Genomic DNA, 21,327 nt, shown 5'->3' with positions numbered 1-21,327 from the left:
CGAATAATTCCCTTCGGGGAAATTCAACCAGCTAAACATAGAACTATTACTGATGGAATGATACGCTATTTTTCGGGTATAGGATCTCTAAGATCACCCAGGGGGGATACATCTATCCTCTATTCAGTAAAGATTATACTATATTTGTCAAAGTTGAATCATCCATTAGGGAGAATTTTAATAGAAAACAATTAAAGAAATGAATTAAGATCCGATAGGATTTTATACAAATTTAAAAATTAAGAAAAGTTGTTAATGTTCGTTAGATTATTAGAAAGTTTTCTATCAAATGTTACAACTACATTATACAAGGGGGAATAAAATGAATCCTAAAAAACTGAAAAGCAGTAGAGGCGAAACTCTTTTAGAGGTATTAGTAGCATTAACTATAATAACATTAGTTGGAGCAAGTTTTTTTTCAGTACTCAATAGAACTATATTAAATAATGAAAAAAATGGGAGAGATATTCAGATAATGGCTATCGCTCAAACAGAAATAGAGTCCTTAACAAAGAGCATAAAAGAAGGAGATTCTTTGATTACTAGGAATTTAAAAGAATCTATAGAGAACCATGAATATAACCTTATAGATAGACAGTTTGATATTACAAGTGTTGGTAAAATTATCTATTATGTAGAAGATGATGACGAAATACTATATAAATGCAACTTAGATATAAAAGATATACAGCCTAAAAGAGGAGGCGAAAAAACAGCGTATCTATATGAGGTTGAGATAGAGGTTAGTGTAGAAGACAGAAAATTTACTAAAAGAGATATAAAGGTTCAAACGAAGGTTTTAAGCGAGTATATATAGTGAGTTTTCTTTATATAAGGAGGGATATTTACTTTGATAGCCAAGTTAAATAATAACGACGGATATTCACTCGGATTTGCATTAGTATTATTGGTTATAGCTTCTATTACGGGGTTTGCATTGTATAGCTATACAGTAAGTCAGATTAAAACAACAAAGAGAAGTCAAACGTATATTCAAAATAGGTATATTGTAGATGGTTCATTCCAAGAGGTTGTTGCCGACTTTATATCTTCTATAAATGTAGGTGAAGACGGCGTAGTTACTTATAACGACGATATAAAATACGATTGTATATACGGTGGGAATTTAGAAGCTAGCGAATCGGAGAACTTAAATAATATAAAAAAGGTAGTAATTACAGGAACTGTCAAAGAAGTTCCAACAGATACACCAACTCAAAAAGATTTTTTGTTGGATGTTAAAGGAGACTTAGCCCAAACAGTTAATAAAACTATTAGTAGGGAAATGACAATAAGAGTATCAGTAGATAACATACATATAGATGATGAAGGTAATGTAACATACGATATATACCATCATATAGAAGAATTGAAAAAGTAGTTATGAAATTTAAAGGAGAATAGAGAGATGTACATATTTGACTTGCTAAGAAAAGGAATAGACTTAAAAGCCTCAGATATACATATAACAAGGGGGGCACACCCTATTGCAAGAGTTAAGGGAAAATTCGTGGATTTGGGGGATGATTTACTGACTCCAGAGATGACAGAACAAATGGCAAGAGACATATCGGGTCCAGAAACATTTAAAAAAGTCGAGAAATATGGGGAAGTGGACTTTTCTGCAGCTTTAGAAACAGGGGAAAGGTTTAGAATAAATGCATACAAACAAAAGGGGTGCTATTCTATAGCTATAAGGACTATAACGGCTGAAATCCCTACATTTGAATCTCTAGGACTCCCAGATACTTTAAAAATATTTACAGAAAAACAAAAGGGGTTAGTCTTGGTTACGGGACCTACAGGTAGTGGGAAAAGTACTACGCTAGCCAGTTTGATAGATATTATAAATAAAAATCAACAAAAACATATTATTACTCTTGAGGATCCTATAGAGTATGTACACAAGCACAAAAAAAGTATAGTCAATCAAAGGGAAATTGGACAAGATACAGAGAGTTTTAATTCGGCGCTTAGAGCTATTCTGCGTCAAGACCCAGATGTTATACTCATAGGTGAAATGAGGGACAAAGAAAGTATATCCATAGCACTGACGGCAGCTGAAACAGGTCATCTAGTATTTTCTACTCTACACACAGTAGGAGCTGCAAAAACTATAGATAGAATTGTAGATATGTTTGAATCTGATCAGCAAAAGCAAATAAGAACACAACTGTCTACGGTATGCGAGGGTGTAATATCACAACAATTAATACCTACATCTGATGAAAGAGGAAGAATAGCAGCTTTGGAGGTTATGATATCAACTCCTGCTATAAAAAACCTAATTAGAGAGGGTAAAACCTACCAAATACCGAATATGATACAAACGGGAACAAAGCAAGGTATGAAGACTATGGACCAAGATTTGGTATTATTATATAAAAGTGGGAAAATCACTAAGGAGATTGCCCTTAGCAGGTGTTCAGATGAGGATTTTACAAGCAGAATGTTGGGCGGTGTTATATATTAATCCAAGTTAATTTAGATCTTAGAACCTAAAGAATAGTGGGGGTTTATTGTGAAATTAAATAACAAGGGCATGACTCTTATGGAAATAGTCATAGTTATAGCTATATCGACCATAGTAATGTCGATAGGATACATGGTGCTTAATAAGTCATACACAGTAACTAATGACCAGATTAATATAACTAACATACAAAATGGAATAAATATTACAAGGAATTTGCTAACTGACGACTTAAAATATTGCAACAAAGTGTATCTAGAATATACGGAGTATGGCAATGAAATAAAGGTTGATTTAAATGATATTTCCAGTGTAGACGAACAAAGGTCTAAGCTAGCATTATTGATCAATAATCCAAGTAATTATTTAAAAGAATATAGATACAATATAGTCTATGGTGATGATTACGAAAAAGGGCAAGTATATAAACTAAAGATTTATGAAAAAAACAAGGACAGGTACTATTCTTTGTATAGAGAATCTAAGGACGATAAAATTATAGAGATATTGTCTAATCAGAAGATAAGCGAAAGTGGTATACCTTTGGATATTGTTATTAAAAATAAAGATAAAATATACTCTGTGACTTTAAATTACCTAAATAGAAAAAAAGGTAGACAATATACATTCGATATTTACAACGAATCTATAAACATAAATTCTAATATATAATCACTAAACAAAAAATAAAATATCGATGTTTCAATTGAAGAATTAAAGTATATTAATTTTAAAATAACTAAGTTTTATAAATATAATGTTAGGTGGAGTAATTTAAGATGGAGTATATAATAATTAAATTGTATGTGCTTTTAATAGGGTTAATAATTGGAAGTTTTTTAAATGTATGTATTTATAGAATTCCAAATAATGAATCAATCTCAATGCCGCCATCACACTGTATGAGTTGTAAAAGTAGATTGAGATGGAGAGATTTGGTCCCTGTATTAAGTTATTTATCTACAGGGGGTAAATGTAGATATTGTGGTCAAAAAGTATCTTCTAGATATGCTTTAGTTGAGTTAATGACGGGAGTGCTATTCTTAGCAGTATTTGACTTATATGGAATATCAATTAAAACAGTATACTACTCAGTATTTATTTCGATACTAGTGACAATAACTTTCATAGATATAGACCACTATATAATACCAGATAAGATATTAATATTTGGGCTCTTATTCTCACTTATATTTAATATTTTATTTAAAGAAGTAAAAATAAAACAATCTATCTTAGGATTAATACTATCAGGTGGAGGAATGTGGATTATAATTAGTATAATAGAACTCATAGTAAAAAAAGAGTGCATGGGCGGTGGAGATATAAAATTATTTGGTGTAGTAGGTTTTTTCCTTGGACTAAAAGGAGGGCTTTTGACTATAATTTTAAGTATATATGTCGGTGCATTTTATGGTTTAATAATAATCATCTATAGTAAAATAAAAGGAAAAGAGCTAAGTTCTGTTATACCATATGGACCGTTCATATCTGTAGCATCTATAATTAGCATATTCTTTGGAGATAGCATAATAAATTATTACTTATATTTAATAGGATAGTATAAAAAAAGAAATCTTTAGAGGTTTCTTTTTTTATAATGCATACGAAATTATATTCTAAGATTACGGCGTAATAAATTATTTACTTAAAAAAGAAGATGAATTTTTTCTATGTGAATTAAATTAATTGAACACAGGGAATAATATTATTATAATACTAATAAGATGTGGTATACTTAATATTTAATGACATTATACAAAAAGCTTACAAAGGAGGTAAAGATGTACATAATAGTGGGATTAGGAAATCCAGGAAAACAATATGAAAATACAAGACATAATGTAGGATTTAATGTTATAGACATTTTGGCGAAGGAATATGGCATAAGCGTGACGAAAATAAAACATAAGGCGTTAATAGGTGAAGGAAGAGTAGAAAGTGAAAAAGTGATACTAGTAAAGCCCCAAACTTATATGAATCTAAGTGGGGAAACATTAATAGATATATATAAATACTATAAGGTTGATTTGAGCAATATAGTAGTAGTATACGACGATATAGACCTAGACGTTGGCAAAATAAGAATAAGAAAGAAAGGAAGCGGAGGAACTCATAATGGAATGAGATCTATAACTAAATGTTTGGGATCAAATGAGTTTCCTAGAGTAAGAGTAGGCGTTTCTAAACCTACAAACGGCCAAGATTTGGCTGATTTTGTTTTATCTAGATTTAGAAAAGAGGAGTCAGACGATATAGCACAAGGGCTAGAAAAAGCGTTTCGCGCAGTAGATTCAATAATTAGAGATAATATAGACATATCTATGAATAAATATAACGGATAGTGAGAGGGAGAGTTTTTTATGAATGACATTTTTGTACATCCTTTGCAAAACTCTAAAGAATATAAAGAAATAATAAATTGTATAAATAATAAAAAAGGATCGTTATTAATAAACGGTCTTTTACAAGAACAAAAACCACATATATCGTATTCAATATTTAAAGATTTATCAAATCAAATTTTATTTATAGCAAATAGCGAGCTAGAGGCTAAAAAGGTGTACGATGATTTAAGTTTTTATATTAAAGATAAAGTGGCTTATTTAGGGTTCCAGGAGATTTATTTTTATCATTTAGATGCAAAGGACAGGAAGGAAGAAGCAAAAAAACTAAAAACATTGCTAAGGTTAGCTAGGGGTGAAAAATTAATAGTAGTAACCTCAGTAGAAGCAATATTAAAGAAATATATACCAAAAGAAATCTTAGTAGAAAACATAAGTACCTACAAGGTAGGAGATGTTATAAACATAGAAAATATGGTTGAACACTTGGTTTCTCTAGGGTATGAAAGAGTTTCAAAAATAGAAGGATTAGGTCAGTTTAGTATAAGAGGTGGCATAATAGATATATATCCTTTGGAATATGTTAGTCCGATTCGTATGGAACTATTTGATGATGAAATAGACTCTATACGAACTTTTGATGTGTTTTCACAAAAATCTATAGAAAAAATAAAAAAGTTTTCTATAACACCATCTAGGGGATTTATATATCCTAAGAATACATCAGAATCTGTCCTAAGAGTAAAGAAAGATACAAATAAAAATACATCCGAAGATATCTTTAGGAATATAGATAATATAGCTAATAAAGTATATTTTGAAGGGTGTGAAAATTATATTGATTATATTTACACTGATGAGGATAAGAGCTTATTAACTTATTTAGATGACGATGCAGTGGTATTTATTAGTGACATAACTAGGTTTAAAGAAAGATGTGAAAACTATACAAATGAGTTTAGGGAGAATTATAAGTTAAACCTAGAAAGAGGATTAGCTCTAAAGAATCAAGCTAAAATTCTGTACAATTATCAGGATTTAGACTATTTATTTAGAGACAAAAAAATCATATTAAATACATTGTTACCAAAGGAAGTAAAAGATTTCTCTGTAAAATCTATTATTAACTTTGAATGCAAAGAAATACCAACATTTAATGGAAAGCTAGATGTCCTTGCAGAGGAGTTAAATAGATTAAAATACAATGGACATAAGATAATATTAGCTACAAATACATTAGAAAGAGCTAAAAAGTTAGGTAAAGAACTGCTAGAATTTGGCCTTGAGACTACGTTTTCTAAAAATAGAGATGCTGAGTTAAAGTCATCTCAAATAGTAATAACACAAGGTAATATAAATAGCGGTTTTCAATATAAATCCATAAAATTTTCAATAATAACAGACAATGAAATGGTAGGGGTTCACAAAAGATCTACTTCATTTAAAAATAAAAAGAATAAAAAAGGTAAAAAAATAGAATCATTCTTAGACTTAAATATAGGGGACTATGTTGTTCACGAAAATAGTGGTATAGGAAGATATACAGGGATAGAACAGATAGGAATCAACGGTGTAAAAAAAGATTATTTAAAGGTAGTATACCAAGGAGGGGACAACCTCTACGTTCCTATAGACCAGATGGATAAGATTCAAAAATATATAGGTTCTGATGTTGAAAAAGTCAGATTAAATAAACTGGGTACTAGTGAGTGGAGTAAAGCTAAGGCAAAGGTAAAAAAAGAAATTGAAGACATGACAAAAGAGCTTATAGAGCTTTATGCTAAGCGTGAAAAAATAAAAGGATATAAATTTTCAAAAGATACTCCTTGGCAGTCAGAGTTTGAGTCTTTATTCCCATACCAAGAGACAGAGGATCAGCTAAGATCTATAGAAGATATGAAAAAGGACATGGAGTCAGATAAAGTCATGGATAGGCTTATATGTGGAGACGTTGGCTATGGCAAGACAGAAGTCGCTATAAGAGGAGTATTCAAGGCTTGTATGGATCAAAAGCAGGTAGCTGTTTTAGTTCCTACTACTATATTGGCCCAACAGCATTACAACACATTTAAAGAAAGATTTGAGAACTACCCAATAAGAGTTGAAGTGCTTAGTAGATTTAAAACACCTAAACAACAAAAGCAGATTATAGAAGATGCTCAAAAGGGGCTAGTAGATGTTTTAATAGGAACGCATAGAATAATATCAAAGGACATAAGCCTTCCCAATTTAGGGCTTGTCGTTATAGATGAGGAACAAAGATTTGGAGTAAAACACAAAGAAGCACTAAAGAAAATAAAATCGACTGTAGATGTTCTTACTTTATCAGCAACTCCTATTCCAAGGACATTACATATGTCACTAAGTGGAATAAGGGATATGAGTGTAATAGAGGAGCCACCACAAGAGAGACACCCTGTAATGACTTATGTAACAGAGGGCAAAGAAAGTATAATCCAAGATGAAATAGAAAGAGAGCTAGGTCGTGGTGGTCAGGTATTTTTTGTATACAATAGAGTTGAAAATATAGAAAATATGGCTAGTGTGATAAAAAGACTAGTTCCGGATGCAAAGGTTGCAGTTGCACATGGGAGAATGACCTCAAAGGCACTTGAAAATATAATTCTTGGATTCTTAAATAAAGACTATAATGTATTAGTTTGTACAACTATAATTGAGACAGGTATGGATATTTCAAATGCAAACACTATGATAGTATACGATGCAGATAAAATGGGGCTTGCCCAGCTTTACCAATTAAGAGGTAGGGTTGGAAGAAGTTCAAGGCAGGGATATGCATATCTAATGTATGAAAAGGACAAAGTATTAAGTGAAATAGCTGAAAAAAGACTGAAGGCTATAAAAGAGTTTACAGAGTTTGGATCAGGCTTTAAAATAGCGATGAGAGACCTTGAGATAAGAGGGGCAGGTAATATACTGGGTTCTCAACAACATGGCCATATGGCTGTAATAGGATACGATCTATATGTAAAAATGTTAAATGAAGCTATCAAAAAGGTAAAAGGAGAACCAATTGTAGAGGAAGTAGATGTAGAAATAGATTTAAGTGTAAATGCCTATATACCTGATAGTTATATAAGCGATGAGTTGACTAAGATAGAAATGTACAAAAAAATTGCATCTATAACAAATAAAGAGGATATGTATGAGGTTCAAGAAGAACTAGAGGATAGATTCTCAGATATACCTAAATCAGTTCAAACGTTGCTTAAAATAGCATATATAAAATCATTGTGTAAGATATTAAAAATAGAAAAAGTCAGACAGTTAAAGGATGAAATATTATTAGTACCTATAACAAAATATAGAAATAAGGAAAAAATAGGTTATAATATAGTTACAGAGTTAGAAGAGTTACTAGAAAAAATGTGTAGTTTAAAGTAATATAAACAACACAAGAAGAGAGGGTGTTAGAATTTGAAAAAGATAATATCACTAATAGTAATAACTATGCTAAGCATCTCACTTGTAGCATGTGGTGGACCTAATGAAAAAGATGTTGTAGCTAAGGTAGATGGAGTGGATATAACTGTTGGAGATTACCAAAAAACATTGGATTTATATAAACAGTCTATAGAGTCTATGTACGGCAAAGAAATGTGGGACAAAGAAGTTGAAAAAGGCGTTAAGTATAAGGATAAATACAAGGAAATAATCCTTCAACAAATGATAGATTCACAGTTAATTTACAACCAGGCTAAAAAAGAAAAATTATTGCCATCTGACAAAGAGGTAGATGCAAGTTTTAAAGAGTTAAAAAAGAGCATAACAGCGGACAAAAACTATAAAAAACAGCTTGATGAAGCAGGTTTAGACGATGATTTCCTAAAATTGCAACAAGCAAGAGACATGGCTATAGAAAACTATCAAGATAACTTCTTCAAAACTACAAAACTTTCAGATGATGAATTGAAGAAGTACTATGAAAAGCATAAAAAAGAGTTCTATAAGGATGAGGTTGAAGCATCTCATATACTTATAAAAACAATAGATGAAAAGGGTAAACCATTACCAGATGCAAAGAAAAAAGAAGCTAAGAAAAAGATAGAAGAGGTACTTGCAAAAGTTAAGAGTGGAGAAGAATTTGCAAAATTAGCAAAGGAATATTCAGAGGACTCTTCAGCTAATGACGGAGGTTCATTAGGAACATTTGGAAAAGGGCAAATGGTAAAAGAATTTGAAGAATCAGCATTCTCATTAAAAGAAGGGGAAGTATCTGATATAGTAGAAACAAAATACGGTTACCACATAATAAAGGTAACAGATAAAATAAATGAACAAACACCATTTGAAGATGCAAAGGCTACTATAGAACAAACTATACTTTCTGAAAAATATGCAGAAAAAGTAAAGGGTCTTTCTAAAGGAGCAAAAATAGAAAAAGATAAAGATATGATCAAAAAAATTAATATAGACTAATGGTAAGAAATGATATATATAACAAAAAAGGGATAACTTTTTAATAGAGTTATCCCTTTTCTGTATATTTTTCTTATGAATGGTAAAAATAAGCTTAAAGTTACTAATGGAGGGATCAAGATATATGAGAGCGACAGGAATAGTTAGAAGAATAGATGATCTTGGAAGAGTTGTTATTCCAAAGGAGATAAGAAAGACATTAAGAATTAGAGAAGGAGATCCTTTAGAAATATTTACAGCTAAGGATGGAGAAGTAATATTAAAAAAATACTCGCCTATAGGAGAGCTAAATGAATTTTCTCAGGAGTATACAGAAACTTTAGGCGAAACTTTAGGATATGGAGTAGTTGTTACAGACTTAGATTCTATAATTTCAGTCTCTAAACTACCTAAAAAAGATTACAAAGAAAAAAGTATAAGTGATGACTTAGAAAAGTTAATAGAAAATAGAGAGACTAAACATGCTAAAGATAGTAATATGTTGCCCCTACATAAAGAGGATAGCATGGAGTACAATAGCCAGATAATAATGCCTATAGTGAGCGTATCTGGGGATTGTATTGGTTCTATCTCAATAGTTTCTAAGGATAATGAAACTTTGACTGAGCATGACGAAAAAATTCTTAAAATAGCTGCAAACTTCTTAGGAAAACAAGTCCAATAATCATTTAAAAAAAGACCTTCAAAAAATGAAGGTCTTTTGAAGTTTTTACTAATATATTGAATATAATATTAAAAGTGTGATATATTAAAATTTGTTATACAAATAATATGGAGGTTATGTTATGAACAATAACAAAAAGAAAGACTCCTTCCTAAAAGGTGCCTTAATATTAGGAGCGGCTGGAGTTATTGTAAAAATATTGGGTGCATTCTTCAGAATTCCTCTTGCTAACTTAATAGGAGCGGAAGGTATGTCGTATTATCAATCGGTATATCCGATATATACTTTATTTTTAACGATAGCAACAGCAGGATTTCCTACAGCTGTAGCAAAACTAGTATCAGAAAAAGTTGCAGTAGGAGATTACAAGGGAGCTAATAAGGTATTCAAGGTTTCGCATACAGTGCTATTTGTAACAGGTATAATAGCATTTGGAATCCTATTTTTTGGAGCAGAGTACATAGTAACAGTAATAATAAAGAATCCTGAAGCGTTATATTCTATGAAAGCAATAGCGCCAGCACTTTTATTTGTTCCAGCGATGTCTGCGTATAGAGGATATTTCCAAGGTAGACGAGAGATGAGCAAATATGCAGTGTCTCAAATTATTGAGCAGGTTTTTAGAGTAATATTAGGTTTATCTTTAGCGTATTTCCTTATGAAAACATATACGGACAAAGGAGTGGTATATGGAGCAGCAGGGGCTATGTTTGGAGCAACAATAGGTTCAGTAGCATCCATAACATTCTTAATGATTATATATCTTGCAAACTCTAGACAGCGTAAGTTAGAGATGAAAGCTAGTAAAAACTTTAGGGATGAGAGATTATCAACAATTATAAAAAAACTTTTAGTTATAGCTATACCTATAATTATAGGTGCATCAGTTATGCCTTTAGTGAATTTAGTGGATAGTGTTATCGTTCAAAGAAGATTACAAGAAGCTGGATTTACTGTTTTACAGGCAAAATCTATGTTTGGGCAATTAACAGGTATGGCGCTGACTATAATAAACTTACCATCAGTTATAACAACTGCTATGAGTTTAAGTCTGGTACCATCTATAGCAGAAGCCTATGCAATTGGAAATAAAGCTAAAGCTAGAAAAGATACAAAAAGCGCTATAAAAATTACATTACTTATAGTTTTACCGGCAGCTTTTGGTCTTGCATCACTAGCTACTCCAATCATGCAGTTATTATATCCTAAACAACCAGCTAGTATAGGGTTTATACTATTAACCCTAACACCTTGTGTTATATTCTTAGGACTAATGCAGACATTAACAGGTATCTTACAAGGAATGGGTAAACCAATGATTCCTGTAATAGCATTAGCGGTAGGTATGGTGTTTAAGGTAGTAATAAGTTATACATTAACAGGAATCTATGATATAAATGTAATAGGTTCGGCATTGGGAACAGTTGTAGCATATTTCATTGCTGCAATGATTAACTTAATTTATGTAAAAAAAGCGATGAATATAAAATTCTCTAAAAAAGAATTTTTCATAAAGCCACTAATTACCGTTACAACTATGTTTGTAGTAGTTAAATTGAGCTATGGTTTAGTGTCTAAATTACTTGGAAACAATATTGCTACATTAATTTCCATAGTTATAGGTGGAATCGTATATGTTATAGTTTTATTAGGCCTAGGAGGAATAAGAAAAGAAGAAATTTTAACTATGCCAAAAGGTGAAAAAATATATAAAATATTGAAAAAGCTTAATTTTATTAGATAGCAGGCCGAATATATATAAAAGATAAGGGAAATAATTAAAAATGTACGAAATCCTATAAGGAGTGATACTATGGGAAAGATAAGTATAGTAGGGCTTGGTCCAGGAGATTATTCTCTTATAAGCAAAGGAGCTCTAGACATCTTAGAATCTAGTTCTAGAGTTTATTTAAGGACAGAAAAGCATCCTATTGTTGAGAAACTTAAAGAAAAGATAAAATACACTAATTTAGACTATTTTTATGAGGGCGAAGATAATTTTGAAGAGGTATACAAGAGTATAGCTAACTTCATTATAGATCAGTCAAAGGCTGGGGATTTAGTTTATGCCGTCCCTGGGCATCCAAGGGTTGCAGAAAGGACTGTAAGCTTAATAGAATCCCTAGCCAATAAAAATAATATAGAGATAGATATAGTGGCATCTATGAGCTTTGTAGACGCTATGTTTAATTATTTAGGAGTTGACCCTGCTAACGGATTTAGATTATTAGATGCATTTGAAATAGAAAATGCATATATAGATACAAATACTAGTATGGTTATAACTCAAATATACGATAGGTTTATAGCTTCTAATGTAAAGTTAAAACTTATGGAGTACTATGATTATGACCAAGAAGTGTGTATAGTAAATGGTGCAGGCATTAAGGGTCTAGAGAGTAAAAAATATGTTCAATTATGTGAACTAGATAGAAATGAAAACTTTTTTGATTATTTAAGTAGTTTATATATACCAAAAAGTTCTAAAAAAGGGTATAATACAGTACATGATGTAGAAATAATAGTTAATACATTAAGAAGTCCATCTGGATGTGACTGGGATAAAAAACAGACACATCAGTCACTAAAAAACGCTGTAATAGAAGAAGCATACGAGCTTTGCAATGCCATTGACAATGATGATATCGACGAAATGATAGAAGAACTTGGAGATCTTCTTTTACAGATTGTATTCCATTGCCAAATAGGAAAGGAAGAGGGATACTTTGATTTAAGGGAAGTAGCAAGTGGTATATGTAAAAAGCTTATATATCGTCACCCACATGTATTTAAAGGCGAAGAATTGGATATGAATAAATTTGAGCAAACATGGGAAGAACTTAAAAGAAAAGAAAAAGGTGAAACTACTATAACTGATGGTCTAAAGAGAATTCCTATACATTTACCAGCACTTATGAAGGCTACAAAGGTACAAAAAAAAGCAGCCCTTGTAGGATTTGATTGGGACAATATAAGCGACGTATTTAAAAAAGTTGAAGAAGAATACAAGGAACTACTTGACGAATACAAAGCTGGGAATATAAAATACATAAAGGAAGAATTAGGAGATTTGTTATTTTCTATAGTGAATCTAGCTAGATTTTTAGACACAGATCCAGTAGAGGCATTAGATTCTACAACCCAAAAATTTATAAAAAGATTTGAGTTTATAGAACAGGCCGCTTTAAGTGGGAATAGACAACTAAAGGATATGACTCTTGAAGAGATGGACGAGCTTTGGAACAAAGCAAAGAAAGTATAAAAAAATAGAAGGAAATTTGTCAAAAATCTAGAATTTTTACCAGAAGGTAGAGTTCTATATTATAAACATTTTTAGGAGGTAAGTATCGTGAATAAAGCTGAATTAGTATCAAAAATGGCAGAGAAAAGTGAATTAACAAAAAAAGAAGCAGAGGCTGCATTAAATGCATTTATGCAATCTGTTCAAGAAGCACTAGTAAACGATGAAAAAGTTCAATTAGTTGGATTTGGAACATTCGAGACAAGAGAAAGAGCAGCTAGACAAGGAAGAAACCCAAGAAACCCAGAGGAAGTAATAGATATACCAGCTTCTAAAGCACCAGTATTCAAAGCTGGAAAGGGATTAAAAGATATAGTAAACGGATAATAACATAAATTGACTATACTATTAATAGTATATATTTAAACTAATACCTATAGATTAAATTCTATAGGTATTTTTATAACATATTATATTCAATTAGGAGGATGAGATGAGATTAGATAAATTTTTAAAAGTATCTAGAATTATAAAAAGAAGAACAGTTGCAAAAGAAGCCTGTGATAAAGGCATTGTTACTATAAATGGCAAAGTTGCAAAATCTTCATCTGAAGTAAATATAGGAGATATTTTGCAGATACAATTTGGTGAAAAGTCAATGAAGTTTGAGATAAAAGAAGTAAGAGAACATGTATTAAAAAATGATGCAAAGGAAATGTATAATATATTAGAATAAAATTCAATCCCCCGCAGTATATTTAATAGTAGTAGCAATTGAAATTTACTGGGGGGGGATAGTTATGGATCATAATATAACTTTAAAAGATAGGTCAAGTTTAGTTATTTCAGGTGTGGAACATATATACTCTTTTGACGATAAAAAAATAGAGCTAAGAACATCTCTAGGGGATATGGTAGTACAAGGGGAAGGGCTGGATATGAGCAAGCTAAACCTAGATGAAAAAGTTGTAAGTGTAGACGGGACAATAAACTCTATAGTTTATGAAAAAGCAAAAAAACAGCAAGAGAGTTTCTTCAAGAAGGTGTTTAAATAGATGATGCCATTTACTCAGGACGTTAGTGTGTTTTATGCAACTATTTATGGAGGGATAGCAATAGGAATACTGTTTGATGCTTATAGAGCGCTAAAGGGCAACTTTAAAATAATAAACTACCTATCGTTAATATTTGATGCAGTATTTTGGTTCTTTGTAACTCTTATGGTTTTTATAACAATAAATGCCATAGAAAATTTTGATTTAAGATACTACCATTTTGCAGCGTTGTTTATAGGGTTTATACTTTACTATAAGACTATAAGTAAGTTCGTTCTTTTAGGATTAGATAAAACAATCCACTTTTCTACACAAACATCCAAAAAAACAGTACTTTGTATGGTAAGTATTTTAGATAATTTGTATTACGTTATAATCTATTCACTACACCTACTATTTGATATCATATTTTATATACCTAGTATATTTTTTACATCTAAAAAGAAACTTAGAAAAAAATATGCTAGTATAATAAAAACTAAAAAAAGGGTGTAGATAAGATGAACATAAGAAAAAAGTTTTCTGGACAGTTTATTATGATCAGCTTGTTTTTGATGTTTTTATCTTTTAGTATGATTACAGGTATTATATTTCAAATAATTAAAATAAAGGAATATAAGGCTGAAATGACAACACTAAAAAAACAGCTGCAAACTACAAAGCAGGAAATAAGTAAGTTAGAGGATGGTATAGGGTCTAAAGAGGATTTAGAATATACCGTAAGGCAGCGTTTAAATATGGTAAGGCCAGATGAAATAATATATATAGATATTGGCAAAGGTCCCAATAAGAAATAATACTATATAATATTTTGATTAATTTAAATGTTACTGTGAGACTAAAGAGGAGATGTTTTATGAGAATAGGGGCAATAGATATAGGCACAAATTCTATGAGATTGTTAATTGCAGATTACGAAGATGGAAATTTGTTAAACCGAGAAAAATTTGTAAATACGACTAGGATAGGAGAAGGAGTAGACAAAAAAGGATATATAAGCCAGGAAGCGATACAAAGAAATATAGATGGGCTTATAGATTTTAACAGAATGTGTAAAGATAGAAAATGTGAAAAAGTTTATTGTATAGGAACATCAGCACTTAGGGATAGTAAAAATGGAGATGACTTTATACAGTTGGCAAAAAATAAAGCCGATATAGATGTGGAAATAATAAGCGGCAAAGAAGAATCTACACTAGGATTTATAGGAGTAGCAGAAGGACTAACAGATAGACTAAAGGAAGAAGAGAGTATTCTTGTATTAGATATTGGAGGAGGCTCTACAGAGTTTATATTAGGAAATCTAAAAGGAATAAAGTTCAATAAAAGCGAAAATATTGGTGCTGTTAGAATGACCGAGAAATTCTTAAAAGCCGATCCTATATCTGAAGAAGAGTTTAAAAGTATGATCAGATTTATAGAAGAACAGATTAATGATACTATAGAGTTTTTAAAAAATAAAAAAATAGATAAGGTGGTAGGCATAGGGGGTACTATAACTTCTATATCTGCAATAAATCAAGAATTAGAAACTTACTCTATGGAGAAAATACATAATAGCAGTGTTGATATAGAAGAAGTAGAAAAAATTCTACAAAATTTAAAAAAAATGACATTAAACGATAAAAAGAACTTAAAAGGTCTACAACCTAAACGTGCGGATATTATAACTTCTGGTGTAAAAATTTTACAGATAATAATGAAAAAGATAGAAATAAAAAATATAATAGTAAGTGAATACGACAATTTGGAGGGCTTAATATGTCGTAAGTCACAAAAAATGTCTTAATATTTTAATGGTATTGGAACCTATTATGACAAAAAAAAATCTCTCTCTTTGTTACAATCTCCTTATAAACAAAAGAGGGGGTTTTTTTTATGCAAAGAAGTGCAGCAGTTTTAAAAGAAAGTTCTGTAAAGCTTGGCAACTTAAAAACAGCTAAATATATTGATTTTAATACAGCTATGTTTGTTACAATGGGATTTTTATTGAGTAGATCTATTTTGGTTGAAAGTGTGGCACCATTGGGGGTAGCGTTTTTTATATGTACTCTAAAAATAGATAGATACAAAATACCAGTATTTATATCTACATTGCTAGGGACGATTTTATCATTTAATTCAACAGCTGAGACAATAAAATATAGTATATGTATATTAGTTTTTATGATGATTAGTAAAAAAATAAAAAATGTACCCACAGTTATGCATTTAGGATTTATAGGAATGTTTGTTGTTTTATCAATTTCAGTTGGACAAGTACTTTTGTCAAGTAGATACCTGTATGACTTTTTAATTGCTCTTATGGAAGGTGTAATTGTATTTGTAAGTGTATACATTTTTTACTCTGGGGTAGATTTGTTGACAAATATAAAAAATAGAATGTCTGTTAAGGCAGAAGAGGCAATTGGTATAAGTCTTATGACTACATTTAGTATAATGGGAATAGGAAGTATAGCAGTGCTTGGTATATCTGTGAGAACAGTTTTATCAACAGTATTAATATTAGTGGCATCTATAATAGGAGGGGCTACTATGGGAGCTACTACGGGTGTTATTGTTGGACTAGCATTTATACTGAATAATATAACATCAGCTATATATATGGGAATATATTCATTTGCTGGCGTTGTAAGTGGAACATTTAATAAAATAAATAAATATTTTTGTATATTAGGATATATATTAAGTTGGATTATAATATATGCATACACAACAGGTATTAGCTCAAATATGACTGAAATGAGAGACATACTAATAGCTTGTCTGATAGTTATATCTTTACCCAAAAGGTTTTTTAACAAAATAGAGAAGGTGATAAAGAGCAATATATCGTCAAATGAAGTGGTATATGACTATATTATGAGGAGTAAAAATGTAACTAACAATAGATTAGTTAGCATGTACAAAACTTATGATGATTTGGCTGTAACCTTTGATAGAATAAGAGAAAAAGAGAAGATTTTAGATCAAAGAGATATGGCACATGTAATAGATATGATTCATAAAGATGAATGTAGAAATTGTGGCATGAAGAGAATGTGCTGGGAAACTAGATTTAATCACACATACACTATGATGTGTGACATACTTACGAGAGTAGAATCTAATGGAGAGATAAGTTTAGCTAATGTACCTGAGAGATTTACTAAAGAATGTATGAAGCCTGAAGCTATAGTAAAGATGGCCAATTGCTATTATAAAATGTTTGCAATTGATTATGATTGGAATGTGAAGTTCTCTGAGAGTAGGAAACTAATAGCAAATCAAATTAGAAGTATATCAAGATCAATTCAGTCATTACAAAGGGATTTAGAAAAAAATATAATGCTAGACTTGGAAAAAGAAAAAAGCATACAAGAGGAATTAGATAGATATGCTATACACATAGATAGGGTAAGTTATCTAACCAAAGATAATAATGAGTTTGAGATAACTATAGAAAATAAATCATGCAAAGATGGTTGTCTTTGTGAAAATAAAATTATTGATGTGATAGAAAATTTCACAGGAGAAAGTATATCAGTTCAAAAGATAGGTTGTCATAGTTTAAGTGAAAAGTGTAGGGCTGTGTTTGTAAAGGCACAAAAATATAAGGCTCACACAGAAGTAGCATCTATGTCTAGAGATGGGCATCTACTATGTGGAGATAGCCATACCTATATGGATATAAATGATGGTAAATATATGATGGCAATAAGTGATGGAATGGGAAAAGGGAAGAGAGCATACGAAGAGTCATCAGCAACAATTGAGATATTAGAAAAGATGATGGACGCTAAAATAGATGATGAGATAGTTATAAGTACGATAAATAATATGTTATTGCTTAAATCATCAGATGAGATGTTTTCAACACTTGATTTAGGAATTGTAGACCTAAAGAGGGGCAACTTGGAAACAATAAAAATGGGAGCTTGTTCTACATACATAAAGAGGGATAGTGGAGAAATAGACTTAGTATCTTCTTCATCTCTACCAGTTGGAATACTTTCTGATGTTAAATTGGATAGACACAATGTAAAAATTAAAAATGGTGACTATATAATAATGGTATCTGATGGAATTATTGATGCAGGGAAAAATAATAATCTTGGTGATAACTGGTTAATTTATTTCCTAAAAAAATTAGAGACAACTAATCCAAATGAGATGGCTAATTCAATACTAGATAGAGCACTGGAGCTACAATCAAACTCTATAGAAGATGATATGACTGCTTTAGTTACAAGAATAGACACAAATTAAAAAATTATCAACATAATATATGAATAAGATGCAAAAATTTGTTGATAAGATAAAGATATATGTTAGTAAAGTATAAAAAAGATAGAAATACTAATTAAGATATATGTATGAATATGTTGAAATTACTTATATTTTATAATGATAATGCCTGTGAATATGTGGATTATTATGTGGATAAGTATCCTAAATTATTATATTTCCCAATTAATCAATAAATATTCAGCAAATAAAGGACTAATATATATAGCTACTTGAATAATATAACTTAAAAAAGCCATCCTAATATTAAGTAAATTTAATGAAAGGGTGGCTTTTTATGGGCAATAGATTACTAAAATTAATGGCAATTATGTTTATATCTGCTTTATGTATGTTGACGATAAATATAAAAGCTTACCAAGCACGTAATAATTATAAGGCTGAGTCTACAGAGAAAACAGGTGTTGTAGAGGCTATGTATAAGCTCGGTGACGATGACAAGAAAAAAGATGAAAATCCAAAAATAGATTACAGTAAAACTTCTTGGAAAATACAATCCTTGTACAAAGATGACAAGCAGTGGGAAAAAGAGCTTAATCGCTTTAGCAAAGATACTAGAGAGTTAAAAAACTACATAGGGAAAGTTACTAAATCACAGACTCATCTGGGATTTGCTCTGAATATAAAAGAAAAATTAGATATAAAAGTTAGCAAGTTATCTGCATATGTAAAATTAAAAAGAGATACAAATAAAGATTCATATAAGTATCTCGATATGAATGAAGATTTAAACAAGGTTTATTCCGATTATATGGAGATATGTTCTGATTTAGAGTTGGAAATATTAAAATTATCTGATAGAGATTATAGAAAACTTATGAATAACAAAAAAATATCTAAAAAATATGGAATGTATCTTAGTGATATAAGAAGGAGCAAGGATTATTATTTAGATGGTAAATCAGAGGATTTATTGGTAAAGACTTCTTCTATAAGTAATTTGCCTGGAGAAGTATATGAACTTTTTGCAAATATGGATAAGAAAACTAATCTAACACCAGCTCAGTATGCTAGTGAAATAGAATCTGAGGATAGGGAAAATAGAAAAAAAGCCTATCAAGGTGAATTTTTGGCATACAACGATAATATAAACACAATAGCAGGTTTATTAGTAGGGCAGGTTAAAAAAAATGTATTCTATTCTTCACAGAGGGGATATAAATCATCATTAGATATGTATTTGCAATCAGACAATATAAATACAAAAACTTATGACAAGCTTATAAAAACAGTTGGTAATAATACAGATAGTTTGCATAAGTATATAGCTTTGAGAAAAAAAGCCTTGAAGCTAGATAAGGTTTTTTACTATGATATGTTTGTACCAATAGTAGAACCAGTAGATAGCAACATAGATTATAAAAAAGGACAAGGGATTATATATGCTGCTCTTGCACCTTTAGGTAAGGAATACGGGGATATACTGTATAAGGCATTCAATGAAAATTGGATAGATGTTTATTCTAATGATAAGAAGGTATCTGGAGCATACTGTCTTCCTGTATATGGTAATCATCCATATATTTTAACAAATTATAATAATTCATTGAAATCTGTGTCTACTTTAGCACATGAATTAGGTCATGCGGGTTATGAATATTTGAGTTCCAAGAACCAAACATATTATAATTCAAATCCAACTATATTTACACATGAGGTGGCATCAACAACTAATGAGGCTTTACTATATGAGATGCTAATAAAAAACTCTACAAACAAAAAAGAGAAGGCGTATTATATAACTCAGTATTTAGATTTGATTAAAGATACGGTATATACTCAAACAATGTATGCAGAGTTTGAGAAGACTATACATGAGATGGTCGAAAATGATGAAAATGTAAATGCCTTAGTACTAGATGATTTGTGGGGGAAACTTCTCAAAAAATACTATGGTGATGAATATCAGTTAGATCAACTTGCGAAAGTAGGATGGTCTAGAATACCTCATTTTTACAATAGTTTTTATGTGTATAAATATGCAACAGGATGCAGTGCAGGAGTTAGTTTTGCAGAGGATATATTAAAAAATGGACCTGAGAACTATATTAATTTCTTGAAAAAAGGTAGCTCAGATTATCCTATAGATTTACTTAAATCTAGTGGTGTAAACTTAAATTCAACAAAACCTACTGAAAATGCAATTAAAAAATTTGATATATTGGTAGAAGAATTAGAAAAATTGTTATAAAATAATGTACATGGTAAAAATAATATGTTAATGTTAAATTATATTTATTAGAAGTATATATTACTTGAAAGTATACATGGGGATTTTATAAATAATAAAAACAATTAGAAAACATATAAATAAAAGATTGGGTAATGGCAGGTGATTTAAAATGTCAAAGGCAAAACAAAAAAAGGCCAATAAAGTTATAGCTGTGAGTATAGTAGCAGTTCTTGTTTTGACTAGTATAACAGCAGTTTTAGGTTTATTTGCTGGAATGTTATAGCTTATAAGATAATACTTTAAATAAAAAGATTGTTTAAGTCTTATAATTAATGGCTGTATAATATTTAGCGTTGATGGTAATAAAAAATCCATAATTGTCGTTAGACAAAAATGGACTAATTACTATCAGCGCTATTATTTTTTAAAAAAATAAAGAACACATGTCAAACTCGTTGTATAATTAAGTCACCACAACAAAATAAACGAGGAGGTTTGACATGTGCTCAAATGATATTATATCAAATATTCTAGGAATTAGCGATAAAAATTTAGTATTTACAGGAGATGGAATTGAAAAAATAAGAGGTATTGAGTTTAAGGTATTAAACGCAGTGCTTACATATGTTCCAAAAGCATGCTCTAAATG

Annotated in this window: 20 protein-coding genes; all 20 read left to right on the top strand. The window is 30.4% G+C overall.

All coding sequences use genetic code 11. The annotated features are described in order from the left end of the window. Window positions 1-195, top strand: a 195-nt coding sequence (locus BUB34_RS13435; RefSeq protein ID WP_207647852.1) for a hypothetical protein, incomplete at its 5' end; no start/stop codon positions are given. Window positions 196-322: 127 nt separating this feature from the next. After that, window positions 323-817: a PulJ/GspJ family protein gene (locus BUB34_RS10995; RefSeq protein ID WP_073127282.1), complete on the top strand. Its 495-nt coding sequence runs from the start codon at window positions 323-325 to the stop codon at window positions 815-817. Window positions 818-850: 33 nt separating this feature from the next. Continuing rightward, window positions 851-1,381, top strand: a complete 531-nt coding sequence (locus BUB34_RS10990) for a hypothetical protein (RefSeq protein ID WP_073127280.1) — start codon at window positions 851-853, stop codon at window positions 1,379-1,381. A gap of 27 nt (window positions 1,382-1,408) precedes the next feature. Next, a complete protein-coding gene (locus BUB34_RS10985; protein WP_073127278.1) occupies window positions 1,409-2,473 on the top strand; it encodes a type IV pilus twitching motility protein PilT in 1,065 nt (354 codons plus the stop codon). A gap of 48 nt (window positions 2,474-2,521) precedes the next feature. Then, a complete protein-coding gene (locus tag BUB34_RS10980; protein ID WP_073127276.1) occupies window positions 2,522-3,145 on the top strand; it encodes a PulJ/GspJ family protein in 624 nt (207 codons plus the stop codon). A 107-nt stretch (window positions 3,146-3,252) separates the two neighbouring features. Next, window positions 3,253-4,035, top strand: a complete 783-nt coding sequence (locus BUB34_RS10975; protein ID WP_073127274.1) for a prepilin peptidase — start codon at window positions 3,253-3,255, stop codon at window positions 4,033-4,035. 222 nt (window positions 4,036-4,257) lie between these two features. Next, window positions 4,258-4,818: an aminoacyl-tRNA hydrolase gene (gene pth, locus BUB34_RS10970; RefSeq protein WP_073127272.1), complete on the top strand. Its 561-nt coding sequence runs from the start codon at window positions 4,258-4,260 to the stop codon at window positions 4,816-4,818. Window positions 4,819-4,836: 18 nt separating this feature from the next. After that, window positions 4,837-8,223: a transcription-repair coupling factor gene (mfd, locus tag BUB34_RS10965; protein WP_073127270.1), complete on the top strand. Its 3,387-nt coding sequence runs from the start codon at window positions 4,837-4,839 to the stop codon at window positions 8,221-8,223. A 33-nt stretch (window positions 8,224-8,256) separates the two neighbouring features. Continuing rightward, on the top strand, window positions 8,257-9,258 hold the full coding sequence (locus BUB34_RS10960; RefSeq protein WP_073127268.1) for a peptidylprolyl isomerase: 1,002 nt from the start codon (window positions 8,257-8,259) through the stop codon (window positions 9,256-9,258). A 124-nt stretch (window positions 9,259-9,382) separates the two neighbouring features. Then, window positions 9,383-9,922, top strand: a complete 540-nt coding sequence (locus BUB34_RS10955) for a stage V sporulation T C-terminal domain-containing protein (RefSeq protein WP_073127267.1) — start codon at window positions 9,383-9,385, stop codon at window positions 9,920-9,922. 121 nt (window positions 9,923-10,043) lie between these two features. After that, window positions 10,044-11,666, top strand: coding sequence for a putative polysaccharide biosynthesis protein (locus tag BUB34_RS10950; RefSeq protein ID WP_073127265.1), 1,623 nt, complete (start codon window positions 10,044-10,046; stop codon window positions 11,664-11,666). A gap of 69 nt (window positions 11,667-11,735) precedes the next feature. Further along, complete coding sequence (gene yabN / locus BUB34_RS10945; RefSeq protein WP_073127264.1) at window positions 11,736-13,184, top strand: bifunctional methyltransferase/pyrophosphohydrolase YabN; 1,449 nt, start codon at window positions 11,736-11,738, stop codon at window positions 13,182-13,184. A gap of 87 nt (window positions 13,185-13,271) precedes the next feature. Beyond that, a complete protein-coding gene (locus BUB34_RS10940) occupies window positions 13,272-13,550 on the top strand; it encodes an HU family DNA-binding protein (protein WP_073127263.1) in 279 nt (92 codons plus the stop codon). Between the two features lie 106 nt (window positions 13,551-13,656). Beyond that, a complete protein-coding gene (locus BUB34_RS10935) occupies window positions 13,657-13,899 on the top strand; it encodes an RNA-binding S4 domain-containing protein (RefSeq protein WP_073127261.1) in 243 nt (80 codons plus the stop codon). Window positions 13,900-13,963: 64 nt separating this feature from the next. Next, window positions 13,964-14,218, top strand: a complete 255-nt coding sequence (yabP, locus tag BUB34_RS10930; protein WP_073127259.1) for a sporulation protein YabP — start codon at window positions 13,964-13,966, stop codon at window positions 14,216-14,218. Continuing rightward, entirely contained in the window at window positions 14,219-14,713 is a 495-nt protein-coding gene (gene yabQ, locus BUB34_RS10925) for a spore cortex biosynthesis protein YabQ (protein ID WP_073127257.1), read from the top strand. Window positions 14,714-14,718: 5 nt separating this feature from the next. Beyond that, window positions 14,719-15,015 (top strand): FtsB family cell division protein, encoded by a 297-nt coding sequence (locus tag BUB34_RS10920; protein ID WP_073127256.1) that lies wholly within the window; start codon window positions 14,719-14,721, stop codon window positions 15,013-15,015. 59 nt (window positions 15,016-15,074) lie between these two features. Next, window positions 15,075-16,007, top strand: coding sequence for a Ppx/GppA phosphatase family protein (locus tag BUB34_RS10915; protein ID WP_073127254.1), 933 nt, complete (start codon window positions 15,075-15,077; stop codon window positions 16,005-16,007). Between the two features lie 89 nt (window positions 16,008-16,096). Beyond that, a complete protein-coding gene (gene spoIIE, locus BUB34_RS10910) occupies window positions 16,097-18,466 on the top strand; it encodes a stage II sporulation protein E (RefSeq protein ID WP_073127252.1) in 2,370 nt (789 codons plus the stop codon). Window positions 18,467-18,920: 454 nt separating this feature from the next. After that, window positions 18,921-20,696, top strand: coding sequence for an oligoendopeptidase F (gene pepF, locus BUB34_RS10905; protein ID WP_408605781.1), 1,776 nt, complete (start codon window positions 18,921-18,923; stop codon window positions 20,694-20,696). The last annotated feature ends 631 nt before the right edge of the window (window positions 20,697-21,327 follow it).

Source organism: Asaccharospora irregularis DSM 2635 (assembly GCF_900129815.1).
GTDB lineage: Bacteria > Bacillota > Clostridia > Peptostreptococcales > Peptostreptococcaceae > Asaccharospora > Asaccharospora irregularis.
This window is presented reverse-complemented; position numbering and strand designations above follow the sequence as displayed.

What these genes read in the sequence shown, in the direction of transcription:
- yabN (WP_073127264.1), top strand. Translation starts at nt 11,736, where the DNA reads ATGGGAAAGATAAGTATAGTAGGGCTTGGTCCAGGAGATTATTCTCTT.
- spoIIE (WP_073127252.1), top strand. Translation starts at nt 16,097, where the DNA reads ATGCAAAGAAGTGCAGCAGTTTTAAAAGAAAGTTCTGTAAAGCTTGGC.
- BUB34_RS10920 (WP_073127256.1), top strand. Translation starts at nt 14,719, where the DNA reads ATGAACATAAGAAAAAAGTTTTCTGGACAGTTTATTATGATCAGCTTG.
- BUB34_RS10935 (WP_073127261.1), top strand. Translation starts at nt 13,657, where the DNA reads ATGAGATTAGATAAATTTTTAAAAGTATCTAGAATTATAAAAAGAAGA.
- yabP (WP_073127259.1), top strand. Translation starts at nt 13,964, where the DNA reads ATGGATCATAATATAACTTTAAAAGATAGGTCAAGTTTAGTTATTTCA.
- BUB34_RS10975 (WP_073127274.1), top strand. Translation starts at nt 3,253, where the DNA reads ATGGAGTATATAATAATTAAATTGTATGTGCTTTTAATAGGGTTAATA.
- BUB34_RS10985 (WP_073127278.1), top strand. Translation starts at nt 1,409, where the DNA reads ATGTACATATTTGACTTGCTAAGAAAAGGAATAGACTTAAAAGCCTCA.
- mfd (WP_073127270.1), top strand. Translation starts at nt 4,837, where the DNA reads ATGAATGACATTTTTGTACATCCTTTGCAAAACTCTAAAGAATATAAA.
- pepF (WP_408605781.1), top strand. Translation starts at nt 18,921, where the DNA reads ATGTATAAGCTCGGTGACGATGACAAGAAAAAAGATGAAAATCCAAAA.
- yabQ (WP_073127257.1), top strand. Translation starts at nt 14,219, where the DNA reads ATGATGCCATTTACTCAGGACGTTAGTGTGTTTTATGCAACTATTTAT.
- pth (WP_073127272.1), top strand. Translation starts at nt 4,258, where the DNA reads ATGTACATAATAGTGGGATTAGGAAATCCAGGAAAACAATATGAAAAT.
- BUB34_RS10995 (WP_073127282.1), top strand. Translation starts at nt 323, where the DNA reads ATGAATCCTAAAAAACTGAAAAGCAGTAGAGGCGAAACTCTTTTAGAG.
- BUB34_RS10915 (WP_073127254.1), top strand. Translation starts at nt 15,075, where the DNA reads ATGAGAATAGGGGCAATAGATATAGGCACAAATTCTATGAGATTGTTA.
- BUB34_RS10955 (WP_073127267.1), top strand. Translation starts at nt 9,383, where the DNA reads ATGAGAGCGACAGGAATAGTTAGAAGAATAGATGATCTTGGAAGAGTT.
- BUB34_RS10950 (WP_073127265.1), top strand. Translation starts at nt 10,044, where the DNA reads ATGAACAATAACAAAAAGAAAGACTCCTTCCTAAAAGGTGCCTTAATA.